Raw genomic sequence first — 23,595 nt, 5'->3', positions numbered from 1 at the left:
TTTAGGGGCGGCTTTTATTCATACAAGCTTCTAATTGAGGCACGAAGAAACCTGTGCTACACTTTGTATAAAGCATAAAAGGAGCAAAGAAAATGAAGAGGAAAACAATCCGAATACTACTAATCAGTAGCGGGCTTATTTTAATCCTACTGGTAGGTTACCGTTTGTATCTAGAATATCAAACAGATATTCAATTATTTTTGAATCCTAAAGCCAGTAAGACACAATTATTAGAGCGAATTCGTTCACATGGTTTTTCAGCAGCGCTGTTGTTAGTTTTTTTGACCGCAATCATGTGTGCAGTACCAGGGATTCCAACCTCAGTAATTGGTGTGATTGCAGGATTGAGTTTTGGTCCCTTCAGCGGCACACTCATTAACGTTTTAGGGAATAGTATGGGAAATTTAGTTGCAATCTTTTTGATGCATCATATAAAATTTTTAGATAAAAAAACGGAGACCAATCATTGGGTCCAGTCCATTCGACGGATGAAGCATCCAAAAATTGGGATTATGGTGGGCTACATGATTCCAATTATTCCTTCTTCTGTGATTAATTTTGCTGCAGATACTATGCAGTTGCCATTAAAAAATTTAATAGCCGCTATATTCATTGGTGTAATTCCTTCCTCAATACTTTACGCATGTGGAGGCGAAGCACTATTTCATGGATATAATAAAACGGCAGTATTGTTAATTGTGAGTGTTCTTTTGTTCGTTGGATTGGTGGTCATTATTGAGAAAGATAGAAAAAGATTTCAAAAAACTGTTCTTTAAGAACGGTTTTTTGTGCATTTGAACAATAAATCCTGTTAAATTTACAATTTTAAAAAGAAAGGACTTTGATAGAATGAAAGCGTAAACAATTTAAGGAGCTGATTTTGAATGCCAGATATTACAATATCTTGGGTTGCTGCAATTTTAGGATTAGTTGTAGCGATAGTATTAATTTTGAAAAAATTTAATCCTGTGTATTCCTTGTTTTTTGGTGCAATTGTTGGTTGTCTTATTGGAGGCGCTTCCCTGTCAGATACAGTCGCTGTTCTATTAAACGGAACACAAAGTATTATGGGAACCGCAATCCGTGTCTTAGCAGCCGGCATGTTGGCGGGTGTGATGATGGAATCCGGTGCGGCAGAATCAATTGCCAACGCCATTGTACAAAAGCTTGGCGAGAAAAAAGCTATTTTATCTTTGGCATTATCCACAATGGTAATTACAGCAGTGGGCGTATTCATTCCTGTTGCAGTGTTGATTGTTGCCCCGATTGCTCTATCCGTTGGGAAAAGTACGGGTATCAGTAAGTTATCATTATTGATTGCTTTATCTGGTGGTGGCAAAGCGGGCAATATTATTTCGCCTAATCCAAATACTATTGCAGCGGCGAACGGCTTTGATTTACCTCTAAGTGACGTTATGATTGCTGGTTTTATTCCAGCCGTATTTGGCTTAATTACGGCTGTTGTTCTTGCAAATATCATGAGAAGTAAAGGATCAATGGTCAAAGAAACGGATCTTGTAGAGGAACAAACAAAAGAATTATTACCTTTGAAAAAGGCGTTAATCGCGCCAGTGTTAGCGATTGTCTTATTATTACTTAATCCGATTGGCGCCGTTTTAAATATTTCTTTCATCAAAAGTTTGAATATTGATGCTCTGTATATTTTGCCGTTCGCTTCAGTTGTTGGGACAATTGCGATTGGGCAAACAAAACAACTGGCCTTTTATGCATCTTCTGGCTTGAAGAGAGTAACCGATACCGTTTTAATTTTAATTGGTGCAGGTGCAATTGCTGGATTAATTTCTGTTTCTGATTTATCAACACAAATTGTCCACTTAATTTCTGTTATGGGAATTTCTGGAACCTTCTTGGCACCGATTTCTGGTATTTTAATGGGCTTAGCAGTTGGTTCAACATCCACAGCGGTTATTTTAGCGACAGGTTCTTTTGGACCAGCGATTTTAGATATGGGCACATCTTCACTTTCAGCAGCAGTCATGGTGCATACTGGGGCAACTGTGATTGATAGTGTTCCTCAAGGCAATTATTTCCATATTACGGCACAAAGTATGAATATGACGATTAAAGAAAGAATTCGAGTGATTCCTTATGAAATGTGTGTCGGTGGGGTAATGACGATTGTTGCAACCATTTTATATGGCTTTATTTTAAACTAGTTGGAAAGTAGGCGCGAAAAGATGACGAAAAAATTTGTTTTGGCTCCAGACTCATTTAAAGAAAGTATGAGTGCAAAAGAAGCCTGTCTGGCAATGGAAAAAGGGATTTTAGCTGTATTTAAAGATGCAGACATTCAACACGTCCCGATGGCAGACGGCGGGGAAGGAACGGTGGATTCCTTAGTGGATGCAACAGGAGGTACAAGAGTACCAGTGCGCGTGGCAGGACCGCTTCCTGATCAAATCGTTGAAACCTATTACGGCTTATTAGGTGACCAAGAAACGGTGGTCATTGAAATGGCGAAAGCCAACGGAATTGAATTGGTTAAAGCAGCAGAACGCAATCCCTTGATCACTTCTACTTATGGTACAGGAGAGATGATTCAACATGCGCTCAATCATGGGGCAAAAAAAATCATTATCGGCATTGGTGGTAGCGTGACAAATGATGGGGGTGCAGGTATGATTCAGGCACTTGGTGCGCGTTTGTTAGACAAGGAAGGGCAAGAATTGACACGTGGCGGTGGTGCATTAGATAAACTGGCGCAGATCGATTTAACACAGTTTGATCAACGCATTTTTGCTACCGAAGTTCTAGTAGCAAGTGATGTGAATAACCCACTAACAGGGCCAACAGGGGCGTCTCATGTCTTTGGTCCGCAAAAAGGTGCGACAGAAGAAATGGTGGCTCAATTAGATAAAAACTTAGCCCATTATGCAGCGATCATCAAAAAAGAGATCGGCATTGATGTTGAGATGATGCCAGGCGCAGGAGCTGCTGGTGGTTTGGGTGCAGGGTTACTAGCATTCACAAAAGCTCAGTTACGCCCAGGAATTGATATTGTCGTAGAAGTGAATCAATTAGAAGAAAAAATAAAAGCCGCTGATTATGTCTTTACTGGTGAAGGCGGTATGGATTTTCAAACAAAATTCGGCAAAGCCCCTTATGGCGTCTCGCGTTTGGCCAAGAAGTATCAAAAACCGGTTTTCGCTTGTGCTGGCTATATCGGCAAAGATGTGGATGTCCTCTATGAAGAAGGGATGACGGCTATTTTTGGAATTTTGGCCAAAGCCGAACCATTGGAAGCAGCATTGAAAAATGGACCAGTTAATTTAGAAAGAACCGTTGAAAATATTGCTCGTACATTACAGCTGGTGCCTTGTGACTAAGAACTAACCATGGTATCATCAGTAATGAAAGCTGAAATAAAAATGTTCAGTCGTTGATCTGAAGAATTAAGCGTTTGGGACATAAGTCATTGCGGCTTATGTCCCAAACGCTACTCGCTTTTTAGAAAGTTGGCGATAGCAATGTTAAAATTAGACAAAATCCAAGCAAATAAAATTGTTGAAAAGTTGATGGCAGATATTCCTTATAACATCAATATTATGGATGAACGAGGAAAAATTATTGCGAGTGGAGATTCTGCTCGAATTGGGGAGCGCCATCGTGGTGCAGAAAGAGCCATCAATGAACGAAAAAATATTGAAATTTATAAAGATACTTCTTTAGAGAAAAAAGGCACCAATGAACCGATTATTTTGAATAATCACATTTTAGGTGTCGTAGGCATTTCAGGAGAACCAGACGAGGTGCGCAAATTTACCAAGCTTGTGCGCTCGATTGTTCTTTTACTGACAGAAGAATTAAATACACAACAAGAACGCGAAAAAAAGAAGAAACAAAAAAATCAGTTTATCCAGCACTTAATGCATGTTGATTCTGCTTACTCAGAAGCCTTAAAACTTGAAGCGTTGGAACTATATAACCTTCAATTAGATGACCAGAATCATTGTGTACTGACCAAGGACAAGCGCTTATTATCCAGTTATTATCCTGGACATGAAATATTTGAATGGGAAAATTGTTATCTGGTGATTACTTCTGAACCACCTCAGATAACAAAGCCAGTAACAGAATACCTTGTGATAAGTTCGGAAAAAGCCACGATTCAACAAATGGTCCAAGAGGCACAAAACACGTATTTACTTCTATCGTTTCTCCAATTAGAAAAGGCTAAGTTTTACCAAGCAGAAGATTTTTTCATTCAAGGAATTTTTAATTTTCCTTTTCATATTGAATTGGATTTTTTTGAAACCATCCAGACGATTTATGATGAATACTATGAAACCGTTATTTTTTTCGCCAATCATAACTTAAACATCAATGAAACCTCACAAGTATTACATATCCATCGAAATACATTGAATTACCGTTTGAAACGAATTCATGAATTGACGGGGATGGATCCAAAAGTTTGGCAAGATTTTTGGAAATTGTTCTATTATTTTGCCTATTGCTTTAAAGAACGTTTTGAAAAGTAGTGAGGAGCAGGAATGCTTGTTTGTTAAGCAAGTGTCAGCATATTTTTCGCCAGAATCAAAAATATCTTTTATAATAATTGTAAGGAATCAAACGATTTAGATATCAATGAGGAGTGGTACCAGTGAAAAAAGCAGTTTTAATTGTTAACCCCAGTTCTGGTGGTGAAAAAGCCAAAGAATTTGAAACGTTAGCAGAAGAAAAATTAAAGCAGTTATTTGATGAAGTTGTAGTGAAACAAACAGAAAAAGGCGGCGATGCAGAACAATTTGCCCGTGAAGCTGCGGAAAGTCACTTCGACAGTGTTTTCGTAATGGGGGGAGATGGAACCGTTAATGAAGGAATTAGCGGGTTGGCAGAACAAGCTTACCGCCCAAAATTTGGCTTTTTTCCTTTAGGAACGGTGAACGATTTAGCGCGAGCCTTGAATTTACCGATGGACCCTGAAGAAGCGATTCAACAATTAGATTTAGAAAAAACCAGTGCTTTAGATGTGGGGAAAATCAATGACGACTACTTTATGAATGTCGTTGCAATTGGGACGATTCCAGAGTCAATTAACGACGTGGACGTTGAACAAAAAACGAAGTTAGGAAAACTCGCTTATTTTATTTCAGGTGCCAAACATTTAGCGAATGCTCAAACGTATCCTTTTCATTTAAGCTTGGATCAAAAAGAACAAACCATTGAAAGTAGTACCGTTTTAGTTGGCTTAACGAATTCAATCGGTGGGTTTGAAACATTATTACCAGAGGCCCAAGTGGATGATGGCAAACTTCATTTAGTTTATTTAAAAGATCAATCATTATGGGATGCAGTAAAAGCAGTCCCAGATTTGTTAAAAGGCGTCGACCAGTCCACTGATAATTTAGTTTACCTAACCTTTAAAGAAGGAACAATCTCCTTAGAAAACCAAGAAGAATTAACCACTAATGTGGATGGTGATGAAGGAGCTGCTTTGCCAATTACGCTGAAGATTTTGCCTAAACACTTGACGGTTTATTGCGGTGAAGAACAAACAAAATAGCTGATTTTTTTGAGAAAAGCTGGAACATTTCTATTTGTTTAAAAAACAGATAAGTTCTGGCTTTTCAAATCATCTAAAAGAGAATCAATCAGGGGCTATGCTATACTTTGTTTCTACATATTGATAGATAAAGGAGTTAATGAGATGAGAAGAAAAAAACATAAAAACAAAAAGAAACAAGAACTTTTTGAAGAGATTGAAAAACAAGAATTAGCAGAACAAGAAACTAAGCAATTGAATGAAGAAATCGAAGACCCAGAATTTCGTTCTTTTTTTCAAGATGTCTTGAAAAAATTTCCACAAAAAACGTCTACGGCTATAATGAATGCTTTCGCAACTTCTAAAGGTAAAGCAGAACAATTAGTGACGAACAGTCAAACACAACTCGACAAAGTATTTGATGAATTTTTGGCTGGTGTTTCACCTGACGTGAAAAAGAAAAGTCATCAAACGATTCATTTTGCTGCATTGTCAGCAGCAATTATTGGGTTTTCGCCAATTCCGTTTTCGGATGCTTTTTTACTGGTACCTGTTCAATTAACTATGATGTCACGGCTGCATAAAATTTTTGGTCAGTCTTGGTCTGAAAGCTTAGGGAAAAGCTTAACCAAAGAATTAGTAGTGGTTAGTTTAGGTAAGAGTGCAGTCGGGAATATTCTAAAAGTGATTCCTGTTGTCGGAACTGTGACTGGTGGCATGGTCAATGCTTCAGTTGCGGTAGCAATTACGGAAGCGCTTGGCTGGGTTACCGTCAAAATGTTAAACGATGGTGTTGATATCTTTGATGATGTGATGTCTTTCAAAGGACAATTTTCAACATTATTTAAAGCCATCCAAAATGCTAAAAAGAAATAATCACTGTATCGATTAACTAGGGTGAGACACATTTAAACTTTTTTAAGTAATTCGTAGCAAATTTCCAAGGTTTTCGTCACAAATTATTCACAGGTTCTCGTTAATATATAAGCATACCAACAAAACACCCAACATAAACACTTTTCATTTTTACTCCTCAAGTAAAAATAACTCCTTTCCACTCAGTCTACCCAACTGAGTGGTTTTTTTTGCGAAAAAAGAGGGCGTTGAACAATTTGTTCAACGCCCTCTTTTAAATAGATGGGGAAGTCATTTGTTAAGAATTATTTTTTCCATTCTGATACTTGGTCTTTATGTGAATCAACCCAATCGCGTGCAGCTTCTTGTGGGTCTTTGCCTTCGTTAATTTCTAACATGACAGATTCCATATCCTTAGTTGTCCAATGGAAATTATCTAACACTTTGTAAGCTTCTGGTTGATCTTCTTTTAGGCCTTGGCGAGCCATTGTGTGAATCGCTTCTTCGCCGCCCATAGTGCCTTTTGGATCAGCTAAATATTTTAAATCATATTTTGCAAACATCCAGTGAGGAGACCAGCCAGTAATAACGATGTCTTCGTTGTTTTTAATTGCTTGTCCTAAGGCGACAGTCATGGCACCTGATGAAGAAGTTTCAACAGACCAATCTTTCAAATTAGGATAAGCTTCTTTAGTTTTCTCTGCTGCTGCAACAACACCAGCCCCAGGTTCAATTCCAGTAATCTTTTTCCCAGCTTGATCAGATAAATCTTCGATAGAATCAACATCCATATAAGAAGGGACGACAATTCCTAGCTTCGCACCTTTAAGGTTTTCACCAAGGTCGTCTAATTTATCTTTATATTGTTTATATTGCTCTGCGTGTGTTCCTGGTAGCCACGCACCAACCATGGCATCTGTTTCACCTTTAGCTACAGATTCCCACATAATTGCGTTATCTAAAGGAGTCGTTTTAACATCATACCCCATATCTTTTAAGACTTCGGCAACAACATGTGTGGAGGCTACTTCGGTATCCCATTCCACATAAGAAAGGGAAATTTGCTTATCATTTGTTGTTGTAAAAATTGAAGCACCAACTAAGCCAGCGACAATTACAACAACCGCTGCAATAATCCCATATTTTTTCTTTTTAGAGGTGGCACCAGCTGCTTTAGGGGCTGCTTTTTTATTATTTAAATGTTGAGTAAAACGGTCAATGATAATCGCTAAAATAACTAAAGCCACACCATTTACGAAACCGTTCCCGACTTGTGCACGTTGTAAAGCGGAAAGGACGCCACGTCCTAATCCAGGCGCACCAATCATTGAAGCAATAACTACCATTGATAGAGCTAGCATGGTTGTTTGGTTAACACCAGCCATAATCGTGTTTTTGGCTAAAGGTAATTCTAATTTGAATAATTTTTGCCAGCCAGTACTACCGTAAGAATCAGCTGCTTCAACAAGTTCATTTGGCACTTGTCGAATTCCTAAGTTCGTAAAGCGAACGGTTGGTGGTAAAGCGAAGATAACAGAGGCGAAGACCCCAGGAACCATACCAATTCCGAAGAATGCAACGGCTGGAATCAAGTAAACGAAACCAGGCATTGTTTGCATGAAGTCCAAAATCGGTGTAATAATACTCTTGGCTTTTTCACTTTTCGCCATTAAAATCCCTAGTGGCACACCAATGATAATGGAAATAACACTAGAAAGTAAAACTAACGTAACGGTACTCATTAAATCGTTCCATAAGTTTTGGTTATAGATAAACATTAAGCCGATAAATGTGAATAAACTTAAGCCAATTTTTTTATTAGAAATAAAGAAAGCAGCAATCGTTAATAGCACGATCAGCACAAGTGGTGGTACGGCTGTTAGTAATGCAGTAATGTTGTCCATTACACTTTGACCAATTGTTTGTAAAAAGCTGAATAATCCAGCAAATGTTGAAGTTAACCAATCAGTAAAACTTTCAACCCAAGATGCGACAGGTAATTGATACTTATTCATGTTCGTTCACCTCTGTTTCTGCAAGTGCTTCAAGTACGCTACCACGGATGACCACGCCTAATAGTTTGCCGTTATCAGTCACGGCAAGAGGTGTTTGTGCATCATAAATCAGTGGGAAAATATCATTCACTAACATATCTTTGTCGATTGTTTGAATTTCTGGATCCACACATTCTACAAGAGAAGTCCCGTTTTTACGCGCTTCTAAAGCTTTTTCTGCGCGTACAACGCCTTTTAGTTGGCGTTTTTTATCCACGGCAAGTAACATACTCACTTCTTCTTGACGCATCCGTTTTAAAGCAACAGTTGGGCCATCAATTTCAATGTTAGTAGTTAAAGCAGGTACCATAATATTTTGGGCAGTTAAGACTTTTGAACGATCCACATCTTCCACGAAGGTTCGCACATATTCGTTGGCTGGGTTGGTTAAAATTTCTTCTCCAGTCCCAATTTGCATAATTTGACCATCTTTCATCAAAGCAATCCGGTCGCCGATTCGTAAAGCTTCATTCAAATCATGTGTGATAAAGATAATGGTTTTTTTGACATTTTCTTGTAAATCTAATAGTTCGTCTTGCATTTCACGACGAATTAACGGATCAAGAGCAGAGAACGCTTCGTCCATTAATAAAATTTCTGGATCGTTAGCCAAGGCACGAGCAAGGCCGACACGTTGTTGCATCCCACCAGATAATTGACTTGGTAATTGGTCTTTAAAAGCAATTAAGCTAGAATTTTCTAAGGCTTTTTCAGCTTTTGCTTGGCGTTCTTCTTTAGGAACACCACGAATTTCTAAACCATATTCCGTATTTTCTAAGATAGTTCGATGGGGGAAAAGACCAAAGTTTTGGAAAACCATGCTCATTTTATTTCGACGTACTTTACGTAATCCTTCTTTATCTAAAGAAGAAATATCTTGTCCATCAATATAAATATTTCCTGAAGTTGGTTCAATCAAACGATTTAATAAACGAATTAATGTTGATTTCCCACTTCCTGATAACCCCATAATAACGAAAATTTCGCCTTCTTCAACTTCGAAATTTACATCATAAACACCGACTGTGGCACCCGTTTTTTCTAAAATTTCTGTTTTGCTTTTGTTGGCACGAATCATTTCAAGTGCCGGTTTGGTTTTCTTACCAAAGATTTTGGTAAGGTGATTTACTTTTACTTTTGGCAAATCATTGTTCCTCCTCAATAAAAAAAGTGACTACATCAGACTACTATAAAGTTGTCACTTTGTCAAATTAGATGAAAATCTTTCTGAAAATGAAGAAAAACAGTATTTTAACTAGGTTTTATAGTGGGTTTTTATGAAAAATAGAAATAATAAATAAAAAAAGTGACTATTTACCGCAAGATAAGTAGTCACTTTTTTGTTTAAGGATAAAAGAAATTTTGGACACGTTGTAAGGTTGATTCGTCATGTCCAACAAAATAAAGTGTGTCGTTCAACGAAATCTTTGCATATGGACCAGGTGAGACCAGAAGCTCTTCTTTGTGTTTGATAGCGATAATCGTTGCCGAAGTGTTTTGCCAAAAATTCATTTCGCTAATCGTCGCCTCAAGATAAGCAGCTTCTTCTGTTAAAACTAATGAATAGGGATTCATTGGATTGAAAGAATCAAAACGCTTTGTTTGTTCAACAAGAGTATCTAGAATGCTAGAAAAATGAGTAAGTTCTTCTTTTTGTTTCGCTACGCTATCTAGCAATTCTTCTTTAATTTCAGCAATCGTTTGAACGTCTTGATATTGTGTCACAAAGTCCTGCGCTTTTTCTTTTGATGCCACATAGAAGCCGCTGCCGTGTTTGGCTTTAACGATTTCTAAATCGACTAAAACGATAATGGCTTTGCGAGCTGTTTCTGGCGACACTTGGTATTGGTTAGCTAGGGTGGAACGGGCATGGATTTTATCTCCAACATGTAATTTGCCTTCTGCAATTTTTTCCGCAACATCAACGGCGATTTGTTGATATTTGGGCTTCGTTAAACTGATTTTTTTGGAAGCCATAGTGAATCCCTCCGTTAATTGTTATTTTCCATTTCTTCTAATTCTAAACTGAAATTTTCCCATTGCTCAAGTAGTTCATCTTGTTGCTGACGAGCGTCATCTAATTGTTGGTTTAAAGCCAGCAATTCAACATGATTTTCTAGAATGTCTGGTTGACTCATTTGTGCTTCTAATTGTGCAATTGTCGTATCTAGCTGAGCAAGATTTTCTTCGACTTGTGTTATTTTTCTCTGCAAAGTACGGAGTAATTTTTGTTGCTCCTTGTTTTGATAAAAGGTATTTTTGGCTGTAACTGGTTCGGGTTTTTTCGCCGCTTCTTCATTAGCTAAGAGGGCAGCGATTTCTTCTTCCTCTTGTTTCTTTTCTAAATAATAATCATAGTCGCCTAAATAAAGTTTGCTGCCTTTTTCAGAAAGCTCAACAACTTTTGTTGCAATTCGATTGATAAAGTAACGGTCATGGGAAACGAAGAGGATGGTTCCTTCATAATCAATCAGCGCATTTTCTAAAACTTCTTTATTATCGATATCCAAGTGGTTGGTTGGCTCATCGAGAATCAAGAAATTGTCACGATCCATCGCTAATTTTGCTAATGCCACACGTGCTTTTTCGCCACCGCTTAATAAAGGAATCGTTTTTTCAACATCATCTCCACTGAAGAGAAAGCCGCCTAAAATACTTCGAATCTCTTTTTCAGGTGTGGTTGGGTGTTCATCCCATAATTCCGCTAAGACCGTTTTATTGCCATGTAAATTGGCTTGCTCTTGGTCATAGTAACCTACAGAAACATTGGTGCCAAAAGTTTTACTTCCTTTAATGAAAGGAATGCGGTCAATAATTGATTTCAAGAGAGTGGATTTACCAATTCCGTTCGGTCCGACTAAGGCAATGGCTTCTTTGCGACGAATATCCAAGTGAATAGGTTCGGATAAAATATGTTCTGGGTCGTAACCAATGGCGGCATCTTCGACTTGTAAAACAACATTTCCCGAGACTTTTTCACTATCGAAAAGAAAATGCGCCGATTTTTCATCTCCTTGAGGTCGGTCTAAACGGTCCATTTTTTCTAATACTTTTCGGCGACTTTGTGCACGTTTCGTTGTAGATGCACGAACCAGATTTTTGGCAACGAAATCTTCTAACTTATTGATTTCTTCTTGTTGCTTTTCATATGCTTTCCATTCACTGGCTAATTGTTCTGCTTTTAACTCTAAGTATTTGGAATAGTTTCCTTTGTAGTGAGTCATTTTTTTGCGACTCAGTTCATAAACTTCATTAACTACCTTATCTAAAAAATAACGATCGTGGGAAACAATTAATAGGGCGCCGGGATAACTTGGCAAATAAGATTCCAGCCAAGAAAGCGTCTCGATATCTAAGTGGTTTGTAGGCTCGTCCAGAATTAAAATGTCTGGTTTTTGTAAAAGCATTCTCGCTAATGCAAGCCGGGTTTTTTGACCACCAGATAAGGTTTGAATATCTTTCGTGTAAAAGGATTCATCAAAGCCAAAGCCGTGAAGGACTGAACGAATTTCATTTTCATAGCCGTAGCCATTTTTTTCAGAAAATGTATGTTGCAATTGATCGTACTCTTTTAAAATTCCTTCATAAACGGAAGTGGTTGGCTCCATTTCACTAATTTTAGTTTCTAATTCTCGCATACGCTGTTCCATTTCTAGGATGTCAGCAAAGGCTTTTGTCATTTCTTCCCAAACGGTTTTATCTGATTCTAAGCCGGTATTTTGAGCTAAATAACCTAACGTAGCAGTTTTATTTTTGGCAATGGTTCCGCTATCGGGAGCATCAATGCCTGCAATGATTTTTAAAAAAGTCGATTTTCCAGCACCATTACGACCAACTAAGGCAATCCGACTTTTTGTTGCAATTTCTAAATGTATGTTTTCAAACAATGTTTCCGAGCCAAAATGCCGGGCAACTTGATTTGCTTGTAATAAAATCATCAGTAGTCCTCATTTCTAAATTCATTGCCCTTAGTGTAGCATAAAATCTGCTAAAATAGCACGTATCAAAAAATGCTTTGTGAAGGTTTATACCTTTTATCACAAACTTTTGAAGAAAAATGCTATTTTTGAGCCATAGAATTGCTTTTTATTGTGAAAAACTGCTATTATGTTAATGGATAAGATTTAAGTGAAAGTATTGGAGGTCCAATTGTGAAAGATCAAGTTATTCCAAAAGCAACGGCGCGACGCCTTCCTTTATATTATCGCTACTTAAGAATGTTACATGATACAGGAAAAAATAAAGTCTCATCAACTGAATTAAGTGAAGCGGTACAAGTAGACAGTGCGACTATTCGTCGTGACTTTTCATATTTTGGTGAATTAGGTAAACGTGGGTACGGCTATGATGTTGAAAACTTAATGAACTTTTTTGCAAAAACATTGAATGAAGATGAGTTAACCAATGTCGCATTAATCGGGGTTGGTAATTTAGGAAGTGCTTTATTAAAGTACAAATTCCATCAAAGCAACAGTATTCGTGTAAGTTGCGCATTTGATGTGAATGAAGATATTGTGGGACGCATTGTTGACGGTATTCCGGTTTATCCAATGGAAGATATGATGGAACAAATTCGTGTTCAACAAATCGAAGTAGCTATTTTAACTATCCCAGCTCGCAAAGCGCAAGAAGTTGTAAACAAACTTGCCGAAGCAGGGGTTAAAGGAATTCTAAACTTTACGGCTGCGCGTTTAGTAGCGCCACCTGAAGTATTAATTCAAAATGTTGACTTAACCAACGAATTACAAACATTAATTTATTTCTTACATCATGACAACGAATTGATTGACGAAGAAGAATAAGCAAAAGAAAAGGGCCTAGTCGTTTAGACGAAGGCCCTTTTCTTATTGAATTGCACCATTATGCAAAAGTAATTGAACAATAATCACAATCGTATTCATGCCGCAATGGGCAATAATTGAGGTCCAAATTTTTCCAGTTTGCTTGTACAAAAGAGCAAAGAAAAATCCCATAAAGAAATAAACAAAAAAGTGACCATCGGCATGTGCGAGTGAAAAAATCGCCGAACTAACAGTAGCCGCAATCCAGAAATTTGTAAAAGGCTGGATTAAATGGATAAATGCATAACGAAAGACGAATTCTTCCATAATCGGACCACCGATAGTAGTTGCCAAAATAAATAAAGGATTTGCCAAAATCACCGCTACAATAGCTTGCGTATTTTGAGAAGTAGCTTGTTCTCCTGTGATGGCTACTTCAATGGCAAAAGTAACCCCTTGAATCAGCATGGCAATGAAAATCCCACTAACACCTAGTAAAAAAATAAAAATAGGTGATTTCAAGGTTGCGGTTTCCTCTAAAGGAGAAGGTTCTGTGGTTTTTAAAAAGATGCCAATCATTACAAGGGCGCCAATAATGTAGAGAGCAGTTGTCACATTAATCGCTGCATTGGGGGAAATACCCGAAAAAAGTAACGGCCCGAAAAAAGCGATAATGTATGTGACTAAAATAAATAAACTTGATTTTCTTAAGGTCATGGTTAATCCTTTCTATAATTATTTTTTACGATTATTGCGATATCCTAATAAAAGAAAAACGAATAAGAAAAAGAAAAGAGATTCCCAAAGTGTCGAAACAATTCCTTCTGTGACACTGAAAACAAGATTTCCTAAATTCGCTATCACAAAATAAACGAATGTTGCTATTAGTGCTGTAAGTAAACGTTGTTTCATTTTATTCGCCTCCAATCGTAGTCAACTTATTTTACCATGAATTAAAGGATTGGAAAAACATTCCATGAAAAAAAGAATACGCAATAAAAAATGCGTATCTTATAATTGACAAGAAAAAGAGAGAAAAGACTTGCATTTTTAGAGTGAAATGAGTATTATAAATAGTGTGAGTTAGCACTCTTGTGTATCGAGTGCTAAAATAAGCGAAAACTTTTTATTTGGAGGGATTTATTGTGTTAAAACCATTAGGCGATCGCGTCGTAATTAGAGTCGCGAAAGAAGAAGAAAAAACTGTTGGAGGAATTGTTCTTGCATCCGTTGCAAAAGAAAAACCACAAACAGGTGAAGTTATCGCAGTAGGTGAAGGTCGTGTGCTTGAAAATGGCACAAAAGTTCCGATGGAAGTAAAAATTGGTGACACAGTAATGTTTGAAAAATATTCAGGAACAGAAGTGAAATACGAAGGCGTAGAATACTTAATTGTATCAGCCAAAGACATTATTGCCACTGTTGAATAATAAACAACTTTTACAGAATAATATAATAGAAGAAAAAAATTATGAGGTGAAGAAATCATGGCAAAAGAGATTAAATTTGCAGAAGATGCACGTGCAGCAATGCTACGCGGAGTAGATGTATTAGCAGATACAGTGAAAGTGACATTAGGCCCTAAAGGTCGTAACGTTGTTTTAGAAAAATCATTTGGTTCACCATTGATTACTAACGATGGGGTAACAATTGCTAAGGAAATTGAATTGGAAGATCATTTTGAAAACATGGGCGCAAAATTAGTTTCAGAAGTTGCTTCTAAAACGAATGATATTGCTGGTGACGGAACAACAACAGCGACTGTTTTGACACAAGCCATTGTTCGTGAAGGCTTAAAAAACGTAACTGCTGGAGCTAACCCATTAGGTATTCGTCGTGGGATTGAATTAGCAACAAAAACAGCAGTAGAAGAATTACACAATATTTCATCTGTAGTTGATTCAAAAGAAGCGATTGCACAAGTCGCTGCTGTTTCATCAGGTTCTGAAAAAGTCGGCCAATTAATTGCTGATGCAATGGAAAAAGTTGGTAACGACGGCGTAATTACCATTGAAGAATCAAAAGGGATTGAAACAGAATTAGATGTGGTTGAAGGAATGCAATTCGACCGCGGTTATTTATCTCAATACATGGTTACTGACAACGATAAAATGGAAGCTGTTTTAGAAAATCCATATATCTTAATTACCGACAAAAAAATCTCAAATATTCAAGATATCTTACCTTTATTAGAACAAATTCTACAACAAAGCCGTCCACTATTGATCATTGCGGATGATGTTGATGGGGAAGCTCTACCAACATTAGTATTGAACAAAATCCGTGGTACATTTAATGTTGTCGCAGTAAAAGCGCCAGGATTTGGTGACCGCCGCAAAGCGATGCTTGAAGATATTGCTATTTTAACAGGTGGTACAGTAATCACTGACGACTTAGGGTTAGAGTTAAAAGACACAACTATTGAAAACTTAGGAAATGCTAGCAAAGTAGTTGTCGACAAAGATAACACAACAATTGTCGAAGGTGCTGGTTCAAAAGAAGCCATTGATGCCCGCGTTCATTTAATTAAAAACCAAATCGGCGAAACAACGTCTGATTTTGATCGTGAAAAATTACAAGAACGTTTAGCTAAATTAGCTGGTGGGGTTGCTGTCGTTAAAGTCGGTGCTGCAACTGAAACAGAATTAAAAGAATTAAAATTACGAATTGAAGATGCATTAAACGCAACACGTGCCGCTGTAGAAGAAGGCATGGTTTCTGGTGGTGGTACCGCACTGGTCAATGTAATTGGTAAAGTCGCTGCGCTAGAAGCTGAAGGCGATGTGGCAACAGGGATCAAGATTGTCGTTCGTGCATTAGAAGAACCAATCCGTCAAATCGCTGAAAATGCTGGTTATGAAGGATCAGTGATTGTTGACAAACTAAAAAATGTTGACTTAGGTATCGGATTCAATGCAGCTAACGGTGAATGGGTAAACATGGTTGAAGCCGGTATTGTTGACCCAACAAAAGTAACTCGTTCTGCCTTACAAAATGCAGCTTCTGTGTCAGCTTTATTATTAACAACTGAAGCAGTTGTTGCAGACAAACCAGAACCAGCTGCACCAGCTCCTATGATGGATCCATCAATGGGCATGGGCGGTATGATGTAAAAATAAAAAAGTATTCTAAAAGCTTACGATTGAAAAATCGTAAGCTTTTTTTTACATAAAGAATAAATAATCTAAATAATATCTTTGCTTATGGTGTTTTCTCAAATATTTACTCAATTAACAAAAAAGATGATAATTTAAAGGGTTCGTTTTAGCTAGACAGCCTTGTTTTTATTCGATAAAATTTAGTAATAACAATCATTTTTTGAAAACTAGTAGTTGGTAATTTTTATTTATTAATAGAATATAAATAAAAATTATTATATTTTGAAGGGGAATATTAGGAAGATTGAGGTGGAAAAATGGAAAAATATACAATTGGTGTCGTTCCTTTGACAATTGAAACAAAAGAATACTGTCAAAATTGGTTTGTTAGTAATCAAGTAGAATGTCAGATCATCCAAGGAACAAATATACTTCTTCATTTGCACCATATTGATGGATTAGTGATTGAAGTTACTGACCACCAGCAAGTAAATACTTGTTGTGAGTTATTAATGACGATTCGCAAGCAGTCAGATTTACCGATTTGGTTATTTTCTCGGACAGAAGTAATTAGTAAAGTCAATCGAATTATTTATTTACAATTAGGTGCAGATGGCGTTTTTGATCATTCTTATGATCGTCAAGAATGCATGTTAAGCATGAGTAATTTATTGCAACGTGTAAAAAGACGTTTTTATCCTAAATTAGTTAGTGCAAACGAGGAACAAACAGTTACTAAGAATCTTTCTGAGAGATTGTATTTAATTGCGCCAAATTTGAGTGTTTGCTTGGGAAGTGGAGAAGAAATTCTTTTAACAAAATTGGAATTTTTCACAATAGAGTATTTATACAAACACGCAGGACAAACAATTACATATGAAGAACTCTACAAAAATGTCTGGAAAGATACTGCGAATGAACGAAAATATCGTGTCGCTAATGTGATTTTCCATTTGCGCAAAAAAATTGAACAAGATGTGAACAAACCACAATATATCAAAACAATTCGTTCAAAAGGCTATATGTTAACGGTGTAAAAGGTACGAAGGGGGAGAAAAAGATGTGGCAATTTTTGACTAAAAACAATGAAGATGAGGAGTATGAGAAGATGCCGGATTTTGAAAATGAACAATCGATGAAAGCACAACCAAAGGTAACAGAGGAAGCAAGCTTTGATGACGAGGTTGTTTATGCAAAAGAGCAAGCTGCAAAAGTTAAGCAGGTCCAGCAACAAGTGCCGACTGAACTGTCAGAAGAATCATTTTCTTTTGTTGAAAAACTAGAAGAAGAAAATCAACTATATCAGCAATCCATTAAAAAGCTAACGGAGCAATTATTAATGCAAACCAATGAAGTGGAAGCATTACAAAAACAAGTAGTCGAAAAAGATGTTCAACTTAAACATGTTAAAGAAACATTAAGTGATAAAGAAACAACTATCACTTCTTTACAGAAACAATTGTCTGAAGAAAAGATGCAACAGAGACAGACCAGTGAAGAGAATTTAGACACAGCCGTTACGCTTTCTCAAAAAGAAATTGGCGAAGTGTTATTAGAAGCCAAACGTCAAGCAAAAGAAACAATTAGTCAAGCCAAACAACAAGTTGCAACAGTTCATGAAGAGATGGAACAACGTTTAGCAACTTTAACACGCATGAAGCAAGTGGCAAGAGAGTACCAAGCTTATTGTGAACAAATGCTGACCATCAAGAATGAATCAACAGGAATGTACCAACAGATAGAGCAATTATTAGCAGAAATAAAGAGGTAAATGAAGGAGAAATGCGATGAAAAAAAGAAAGGCAAGATATTTGAAGTTGGTATGTCTTGGAGTCTTAGGGGCTTATGCGGGCGCCAGTTACTACAATTCAGAACCATTAATCGCTCAAGAGGAGACCGAAACGAGGGACGAAAGTCGACAGCTATCGCTGGAAGAAAAAAGAGCGGACCAAGCCAATCAAGACCAAGGAACCCTTACTTCTTCAACGCTGAACGAAACAATAATAAGTTCGTCTGAACAACAAGAAAGTTCAACACAAAATGACAGCAGTGACCATCAGGAAAATAATGTGGAACCATTAGAATCTGAAAATAGTTTACCGCCACAAGAAAAGACAATTGCTAGTACTAAACCAACCGAATCGTTACAAAATGAGCAACCAGTATCTGAAGAGCATAAAGCGCTCACTGAGAAGTCACCTCATAATCAGGAACCACAAAATTCTACATTAACTGAAAAGACCAAAGAGCCGTTGGTACATTCAGAGATAGACAATAGTCAAGAAAAGGAAAAGCAAGCAGGAATTCAACAACAAGCCGAGGCAAATTTTGTTGTTCAAGAGAATGCTTCTACTTCTGAGTTTATTAGAAAAATTGGTGAAGAAGCACGAGTTATTGGTCAGCAACATGATCTATACGCTTCTGTCATGATAGCTCAAGCTATTTTAGAAAGTGGCTCGGGCAATAGTGCGTTAGCAGCGCCGCCTAATTATAATTTGTTTGGCATTAAAGGCGCTTATCAAGGTCAAAGTGTCAGCTTTCCCACACAAGAAGATGATGGTAAAGGGAAGATGACCACCATTCATGCCGATTTTCGTCAGTATCCATCCTATAAAGAGTCATTAACAGACTATAGTAAATTAATCATCAATGGGCTGGCTGGTAATCCAACGTTTTATCACGGCGTTTTGAAAGCAAACACGACGAATTATCAGCAGGCAACAAAATTTTTAACAGGTCGTTATGCAACGGATACATATTACGATAAAAAATTAAACGCGTTGATTGAAACCTATCAATTAACTGAATACGATCAAGAAAAGAAGAAACCAGTAGTGACTAATTTGGCAGAAGAAAAGAAACCTTCGTTTGATAAGGAAGCAGTCAAAGAACAGCTAAAAAAAGAAGCAGTCGTCTACGAAGTAAGCAAAGGAGATTCTCTCGCCACCATTAGCCAGACGTTTGGTGTGTCAGCAACAGCCATCTTAAAACAAAATTCAAAGACTCAAGAAATGTTTTATATTGGCCAAAAAATCACGATTCCTCAGCATACAGCGGCGACTTCTCTAGAACCGAAAGAACAAGCGTTACTTCAATCACTAATAATCAGTAAATCGGTGACTAATGCTTTGGAAACAGCAGAGCAATCAAATGGTACAGCGAATGACTCAAAAACAGCGTCTACTGAGTATTATGAAGTAAAAAGAGGAGAGACACTCGCAAAAATTGCTAAAAAAACGGGCTATTCCTTAACCGCCCTCAAGCAGGCAAATGACTTAACGTATTCTGTATTAACCGAAGGACAAACGATAGCACTTCCTAAGCTAAAGGACTAATGCTGATTTAACTTATCGGTCGATGGAGTCAATATATTATTAGAGTAAGAGTAGAGAGAATGGGACAATAATCAGAAAAAAATCTGATTATTGCCCCATTTTTTTAATTTCAAAGTACACAAAAAGCACTCATTCCTGTAAGATTAAAGTGACGAAACCCAATCAGAAAGGAAGCGAGTGCTTTATGTTTAAAAATTATACCATCAATCAAACAACTTTACCATTAGATATGGAACAATATATTCCTGAAACAGATGTCGCTTTTGCGGTTAATGCTTTAGTCGAAGCCATGCCACAAACACTCTTTCTTAAATTAGAAGAACAACTAGGCCGACCGGCCTACCACCCCAAAATGATGTTAAAAATTATTTTATATGCTTATACGCAACGTGTTTTTTCAGGTCGTAAAATTGAATTTCTATTAGATGACAGTTATCGTATGCGTTGGCTAGCTAACCACGAACAAGTCAGTTACCGGACCATCAATCGCTTCCGAAGTCAGGAAACAACTGCTCACCTTTTAGCAGAAGCCTTTGTCTTATTCCGCCGTCAATTAATCACCAATCAGGTAATTGACAATGAAGCGCTATTTATTGATGGTACAAAAATCGAAGCGGATGCCAATAAATTCAGTTTTGTCTGGCGCAAAGCAACAAATCGGTATGAAGCTGCTTTGGATAAACAATCAAACGAATTCTATCAAACCCTTTATAAAGAAGAAATCTTGCCTTCTTTAAAAGAAGAAAACCAAAGTGATAGATTGACAAGCACCCAATTGGAAGAAATCGCGCAGCACTTGGAAACAGAGTTGGTGGCGACAGAAGAACAACTACAAAAGGAAAAGAAGAAAGAAAAACAAAGCCAATTAAAGAAAAAAAGAAGAACCTACAAAAAGTATCTACGCAAAATCCAAGCGGATTATTTACCAAGAAAACAAAGATATGAAACCTATAACCGCCTTTTTCAAGAGCGAAATAGTTTTTCTAAAACAGATACAGATGCCACATTTATGCGGATGAAAGACGATTATATGCGCAATGGTCAACTAAAGCCAGGCTACAATTTACAAATCGCAACAGAAAATCAATATGTCCTAGCGTATGATCTGTTCCCGAATCCAACAGATACAAAAACTTTAAATCCATTTTTAGACAGCTTTTTGGAACAACACAACGAATTACCCGAGTATATTGTAGCGGATGCCGGCTATGGAAGTGAAGAAAATTATACGTATATCAACGATGTCTTGCATAAAACGCCATTAATCACCTATGCTAGTTATCATAAAGAAAATAAAAAGACCTATAGAAACAGTCCTTTTATGGTTGATAACTGGCGCTATTTGGAAAAAGAAGATACATATATTTGTCCTGCCCATCGGGCAGTTCCCTTCAAGCGATATAGTCGAAGAAAAGATAAAGGCGGATTTGTCCGTGACTTCAAAATTTATGAATGTGAAAATTGTCGAGATTGTCCTGTTCGTAGTCAATGTACGAAGGCAAAAAGTGAGCAAAACCGACAAATTTTAGTGAATAATACATGGCGCTATTTCAAAGCCGAATGTAAAAAGAAGCTTTTAGAGGAAAAAACAGGTTCGATTTATCGGAAACGGAAAATCGATGTCGAACCAGTGTTCGGCCACCTAAAGGCTCATTTGGCGTTCCAACGTTTCCACTTACGAGGGAAACAAGGAGCCAAGATTGACATTGGCTTGGCGCTCATGGCATTAAATTTAAGAAAATTAGGGAAATATATGGAGAAAAAACAACGTAAAAATGAAAAACCAAGTCCGATTTTGAAAGTAATCATCAAAATCGGACTTGGTTTCTTTTGGAGAAAGGACTATTGTCCCACTCTCTCTACTCTTATTATGTTTTTCATAAATACTTAATAAATAGTAAAATTAGCAAGAGAATTGTGTCTTTACACAAAATAGATAGGTTTTCTTGCCGAAGTTTGATAAAATGATTAGTTGAAAGGATGCGTGAAAATTGAAAGAATTATTTCGTAAATACCGAGAAGTACTGGCTTATTTATTTTTTGGTGGTGCAACGACTGTCGTCAACTTAGTTGTGTTTTTTGTTTGTCAAAATGTGTTAGGGTTGGATTACAAGATAAGTAACACAATTAGTTGGTTTTTATCTGTTCTATTTGCCTTTTTCACGAATAAATATTGGGTATTCGCAAGTAAGCATGAAAGCATAGCTGGTTTTTTTAAAGAAATGGGCTTATTTTATTGGTACCGAATTTTATCTTTTGTGGCTGATATGGGTTTAATGATTCTCCTAATTGATGGCATTCATTTTTCATCGTTTTGGGCGAAAATGATTACACAAGTTGTAGTAGTGATTTTAAATTATTTCTTCAGTAAATTTTTCATTTTTAAAGAAAAAGAGGTCTAAGCAGATTTTAGGCTAAAAAAAATTTTTTTGTTATAATATAAACAAGTTTTTAATACAAAGAATAGAGGTAGAAAACGATGGACTATACATATGCAGATGATAGTTTGACATTGCATACAGATATGTATCAAATCAATATGATGCAAACATACTGGGAATTAGGGAGAGCAGATTTACATGCTGTTTTTGAATGTTACTTTAGAGAGATGCCCTTTAATCATGGCTACGCAATTTTTGCAGGTTTAGAACGTTTAGTCAATTATCTCGAAAATTTAACGTTCACAGAATCTGATATTGCATATCTCCGAGAAGTTGAAGAATATCCAGAAGATTTCTTGACGTATTTAGCAAATTTTGAATTTAAATGTACTGTACGCTCTGCTTTAGAAGGGGATTTGGTTTTTAATAACGAACCGTTAATTCAAATTGAAGGTCCTTTGGCACAATGTCAATTGGTAGAAACTGCCTTGCTAAATATGGTGAATTTCCAAACATTAATTGCGACAAAAGCGGCTCGAATTAAATCCGTGATAGGCGATGATCCTTTATTGGAATTTGGAACACGCCGGGCACAAGAATTAGATGCTGCCATTTGGGGCACAAGAGCCGCCTATATTGGTGGGGCGGACGCGACAAGTAATGTTCGTGCTGGTAAAATTTTTGGTATTCCGGTTAGTGGGACTCATGCCCATTCATTGGTTCAGTCGTATGGAAATGATTATGAGGCATTCATGGCGTATGCCAAAACACATCGGGATTGCGTTTTCCTTGTTGATACGTATGATACTTTGAAAGCGGGAGTGCCAAGCGCAATTCGAGTAGCTCGAGAAATGGGTGATAAAATTAATTTCCTAGGCGTGCGGATTGATAGTGGCGATATGGCTTATATTTCTAAACGAGTTCGTGAACAACTGGACGAAGCAGGCTTTACTGAAGCAAAAATTTATGCATCGAACGATTTAGATGAAAATACGATTTTGAATCTAAAAATGCAAAAATCAAAAATTGATGTATGGGGCGTGGGTACCAAGCTGATTACCGCCTATGATCAACCGGCTTTAGGAGCGGTGTTTAAATTAGTTTCAATTGAAGGTGAAGATGGTCAAATGAAAGATACCATTAAACTATCTAGCAATGCTGAAAAAGTGACAACACCAGGAAAAAAACAAGTCTGGCGCATTACACGTAAATCTGATAAAAAGTCAGAAGGGGACTATGTGACACTTTGGAACGAAGATCCTCGCCAAGAAGAAGAAATTTATATGTTCCATCCCGTTCATACCTTTATTAATAAGTATGTCCGTGATTTTGAAGCACGGCCAGTACTCCAAGATATTTTCGTTGAAGGAAAACGTGTGTATGAATTACCAACTTTAGATGAAATTAAACAATATGCAAAAGAAAATTTAGATTCACTTTGGGAAGAATACAAGCGGGACTTGAATCCGCAGAAATATCCAGTGGACCTTTCAACAGATTGTTGGAACCACAAAATGAATTTATTGGAAAAAGTGCGTAAAGACGTTAAACATTTAACGGAAACGGTGAATAAGGAGGCCTAGAA

General features: G+C 37.1%; 21 protein-coding genes. 15 read left to right on the top strand and 6 right to left on the bottom strand.

Features of this window, described 5'->3' with window-relative positions; translation table 11 throughout:
• Nucleotides 1-92: 92 nt before the first annotated feature.
• The 6 genes from IGK54_RS10280 to IGK54_RS10255 all read left to right on the top strand — a co-directional run bounded on the left by IGK54_RS10280 (nt 93) and on the right by IGK54_RS10255 (nt 6,382).
• Nucleotides 93-776, top strand: coding sequence for a TVP38/TMEM64 family protein (locus IGK54_RS10280; RefSeq protein WP_002362276.1), 684 nt, complete (start codon nt 93-95; stop codon nt 774-776).
• A 108-nt stretch (nt 777-884) separates the two neighbouring features.
• Nucleotides 885-2,177: a GntP family permease gene (locus IGK54_RS10275; protein ID WP_002359581.1), complete on the top strand. Its 1,293-nt coding sequence runs from the start codon at nt 885-887 to the stop codon at nt 2,175-2,177.
• Nucleotides 2,178-2,198: 21 nt separating this feature from the next.
• Nucleotides 2,199-3,347: a glycerate kinase gene (locus IGK54_RS10270; RefSeq protein WP_002367172.1), complete on the top strand. Its 1,149-nt coding sequence runs from the start codon at nt 2,199-2,201 to the stop codon at nt 3,345-3,347.
• A gap of 141 nt (nt 3,348-3,488) precedes the next feature.
• Nucleotides 3,489-4,502, top strand: a complete 1,014-nt coding sequence (locus tag IGK54_RS10265) for a CdaR family transcriptional regulator (RefSeq protein WP_002379728.1) — start codon at nt 3,489-3,491, stop codon at nt 4,500-4,502.
• Between the two features lie 122 nt (nt 4,503-4,624).
• Nucleotides 4,625-5,527, top strand: a complete 903-nt coding sequence (locus tag IGK54_RS10260) for a diacylglycerol/lipid kinase family protein (RefSeq protein WP_002362274.1) — start codon at nt 4,625-4,627, stop codon at nt 5,525-5,527.
• 120 nt (nt 5,528-5,647) lie between these two features.
• Nucleotides 5,648-6,382 (top strand): YcjF family protein, encoded by a 735-nt coding sequence (locus IGK54_RS10255; RefSeq protein ID WP_002384134.1) that lies wholly within the window; start codon nt 5,648-5,650, stop codon nt 6,380-6,382.
• A gap of 284 nt (nt 6,383-6,666) precedes the next feature.
• Here the strand turns inward: IGK54_RS10255 and IGK54_RS10250 are convergent, their stop codons facing one another.
• From IGK54_RS10250 to IGK54_RS10235, 4 genes are all read right to left on the bottom strand, one after another.
• Nucleotides 6,667-8,376, bottom strand: coding sequence for an ABC transporter permease/substrate binding protein (locus tag IGK54_RS10250; RefSeq protein WP_002384135.1), 1,710 nt, complete (start codon nt 8,374-8,376; stop codon nt 6,667-6,669).
• Nucleotides 8,369-9,559 (bottom strand): quaternary amine ABC transporter ATP-binding protein, encoded by a 1,191-nt coding sequence (locus tag IGK54_RS10245; RefSeq protein WP_185938168.1) that lies wholly within the window; start codon nt 9,557-9,559, stop codon nt 8,369-8,371. The genes IGK54_RS10250 and IGK54_RS10245 overlap by 8 nt, the downstream gene beginning before the upstream one ends.
• Nucleotides 9,560-9,759: 200 nt before the next feature.
• Nucleotides 9,760-10,392, bottom strand: coding sequence for a GntR family transcriptional regulator (locus IGK54_RS10240; protein ID WP_002356525.1), 633 nt, complete (start codon nt 10,390-10,392; stop codon nt 9,760-9,762).
• A gap of 14 nt (nt 10,393-10,406) precedes the next feature.
• A complete protein-coding gene (locus IGK54_RS10235; RefSeq protein WP_002374213.1) occupies nt 10,407-12,353 on the bottom strand; it encodes an ABC-F family ATP-binding cassette domain-containing protein in 1,947 nt (648 codons plus the stop codon).
• A 213-nt stretch (nt 12,354-12,566) separates the two neighbouring features.
• On the opposite strand from IGK54_RS10235, the gene IGK54_RS10230 reads away from it, so the two are divergent.
• Nucleotides 12,567-13,217, top strand: a complete 651-nt coding sequence (locus tag IGK54_RS10230) for a redox-sensing transcriptional repressor Rex (protein ID WP_002356528.1) — start codon at nt 12,567-12,569, stop codon at nt 13,215-13,217.
• A 42-nt stretch (nt 13,218-13,259) separates the two neighbouring features.
• Here the strand turns inward: IGK54_RS10230 and IGK54_RS10225 are convergent, their stop codons facing one another.
• Nucleotides 13,260-13,913, bottom strand: a complete 654-nt coding sequence (locus IGK54_RS10225; protein ID WP_002356529.1) for a CPBP family intramembrane glutamic endopeptidase — start codon at nt 13,911-13,913, stop codon at nt 13,260-13,262.
• 18 nt (nt 13,914-13,931) lie between these two features.
• The gene (locus tag IGK54_RS10220) at nt 13,932-14,108 is read right to left on the bottom strand and encodes a hypothetical protein (protein ID WP_002356530.1); all 177 of its coding nucleotides are present in this window, start codon (nt 14,106-14,108) and stop codon (nt 13,932-13,934) included.
• 233 nt (nt 14,109-14,341) lie between these two features.
• On the opposite strand from IGK54_RS10220, the gene groES reads away from it, so the two are divergent.
• The 8 genes from groES to IGK54_RS10180 all read left to right on the top strand — a co-directional run bounded on the left by groES (nt 14,342) and on the right by IGK54_RS10180 (nt 23,593).
• Complete coding sequence (gene groES, locus IGK54_RS10215) at nt 14,342-14,626, top strand: co-chaperone GroES (protein WP_002356531.1); 285 nt, start codon at nt 14,342-14,344, stop codon at nt 14,624-14,626.
• 57 nt (nt 14,627-14,683) lie between these two features.
• On the top strand, nt 14,684-16,309 hold the full coding sequence (gene groL, locus IGK54_RS10210; protein ID WP_002362559.1) for a chaperonin GroEL: 1,626 nt from the start codon (nt 14,684-14,686) through the stop codon (nt 16,307-16,309).
• Between the two features lie 302 nt (nt 16,310-16,611).
• Nucleotides 16,612-17,331: a response regulator transcription factor gene (locus tag IGK54_RS10205; protein ID WP_002368880.1), complete on the top strand. Its 720-nt coding sequence runs from the start codon at nt 16,612-16,614 to the stop codon at nt 17,329-17,331.
• A gap of 23 nt (nt 17,332-17,354) precedes the next feature.
• Complete coding sequence (locus IGK54_RS10200; protein WP_016626163.1) at nt 17,355-18,065, top strand: hypothetical protein; 711 nt, start codon at nt 17,355-17,357, stop codon at nt 18,063-18,065.
• 16 nt (nt 18,066-18,081) lie between these two features.
• Nucleotides 18,082-19,629, top strand: a complete 1,548-nt coding sequence (locus IGK54_RS10195) for a glucosaminidase domain-containing protein (RefSeq protein WP_142957637.1) — start codon at nt 18,082-18,084, stop codon at nt 19,627-19,629.
• A 184-nt stretch (nt 19,630-19,813) separates the two neighbouring features.
• Nucleotides 19,814-21,520, top strand: coding sequence for an IS1182 family transposase (locus tag IGK54_RS10190; RefSeq protein ID WP_241408206.1), 1,707 nt, complete (start codon nt 19,814-19,816; stop codon nt 21,518-21,520).
• Between the two features lie 100 nt (nt 21,521-21,620).
• Nucleotides 21,621-22,031 carry a GtrA family protein gene (locus IGK54_RS10185; RefSeq protein ID WP_002356537.1) on the top strand — a complete coding sequence of 137 codons (411 nt, stop codon included), beginning with the start codon at nt 21,621-21,623 and terminating at the stop codon, nt 22,029-22,031.
• 77 nt (nt 22,032-22,108) lie between these two features.
• On the top strand, nt 22,109-23,593 hold the full coding sequence (locus tag IGK54_RS10180; RefSeq protein WP_002356538.1) for a nicotinate phosphoribosyltransferase: 1,485 nt from the start codon (nt 22,109-22,111) through the stop codon (nt 23,591-23,593).
• Nucleotides 23,594-23,595: the final 2 nt, after the last annotated feature.

Source organism: Enterococcus sp. DIV2384 (assembly GCF_050534975.1).
In the GTDB taxonomy this organism is placed as follows: Bacteria; Bacillota; Bacilli; order Lactobacillales; family Enterococcaceae; genus Enterococcus; species Enterococcus faecalis.
Note: the sequence above shows the minus strand (reverse complement) of the source record. Positions and strands in the feature narration are given on the sequence as shown.

Bases quoted from the DNA above. Each gene is read 5' to 3' on its own strand.
- IGK54_RS10280 (WP_002362276.1), top strand. From the start codon at position 93: ATGAAGAGGAAAACAATCCGAATACTACTAATCAGTAGCGGGCTTATT.
- IGK54_RS10275 (WP_002359581.1), top strand. From the start codon at position 885: ATGCCAGATATTACAATATCTTGGGTTGCTGCAATTTTAGGATTAGTT.
- IGK54_RS10270 (WP_002367172.1), top strand. From the start codon at position 2,199: ATGACGAAAAAATTTGTTTTGGCTCCAGACTCATTTAAAGAAAGTATG.
- IGK54_RS10265 (WP_002379728.1), top strand. From the start codon at position 3,489: ATGTTAAAATTAGACAAAATCCAAGCAAATAAAATTGTTGAAAAGTTG.
- IGK54_RS10250 (WP_002384135.1), bottom strand. From the start codon at position 8,376: ATGAATAAGTATCAATTACCTGTCGCATCTTGGGTTGAAAGTTTTACT.
- IGK54_RS10240 (WP_002356525.1), bottom strand. From the start codon at position 10,392: ATGGCTTCCAAAAAAATCAGTTTAACGAAGCCCAAATATCAACAAATC.
- IGK54_RS10235 (WP_002374213.1), bottom strand. From the start codon at position 12,353: ATGATTTTATTACAAGCAAATCAAGTTGCCCGGCATTTTGGCTCGGAA.
- IGK54_RS10225 (WP_002356529.1), bottom strand. From the start codon at position 13,913: ATGACCTTAAGAAAATCAAGTTTATTTATTTTAGTCACATACATTATC.
- IGK54_RS10220 (WP_002356530.1), bottom strand. From the start codon at position 14,108: ATGAAACAACGTTTACTTACAGCACTAATAGCAACATTCGTTTATTTT.
- groL (WP_002362559.1), top strand. From the start codon at position 14,684: ATGGCAAAAGAGATTAAATTTGCAGAAGATGCACGTGCAGCAATGCTA.
- IGK54_RS10205 (WP_002368880.1), top strand. From the start codon at position 16,612: ATGGAAAAATATACAATTGGTGTCGTTCCTTTGACAATTGAAACAAAA.
- IGK54_RS10200 (WP_016626163.1), top strand. From the start codon at position 17,355: ATGTGGCAATTTTTGACTAAAAACAATGAAGATGAGGAGTATGAGAAG.
- IGK54_RS10195 (WP_142957637.1), top strand. From the start codon at position 18,082: ATGAAAAAAAGAAAGGCAAGATATTTGAAGTTGGTATGTCTTGGAGTC.
- IGK54_RS10190 (WP_241408206.1), top strand. From the start codon at position 19,814: ATGTTTAAAAATTATACCATCAATCAAACAACTTTACCATTAGATATG.
- IGK54_RS10180 (WP_002356538.1), top strand. From the start codon at position 22,109: ATGGACTATACATATGCAGATGATAGTTTGACATTGCATACAGATATG.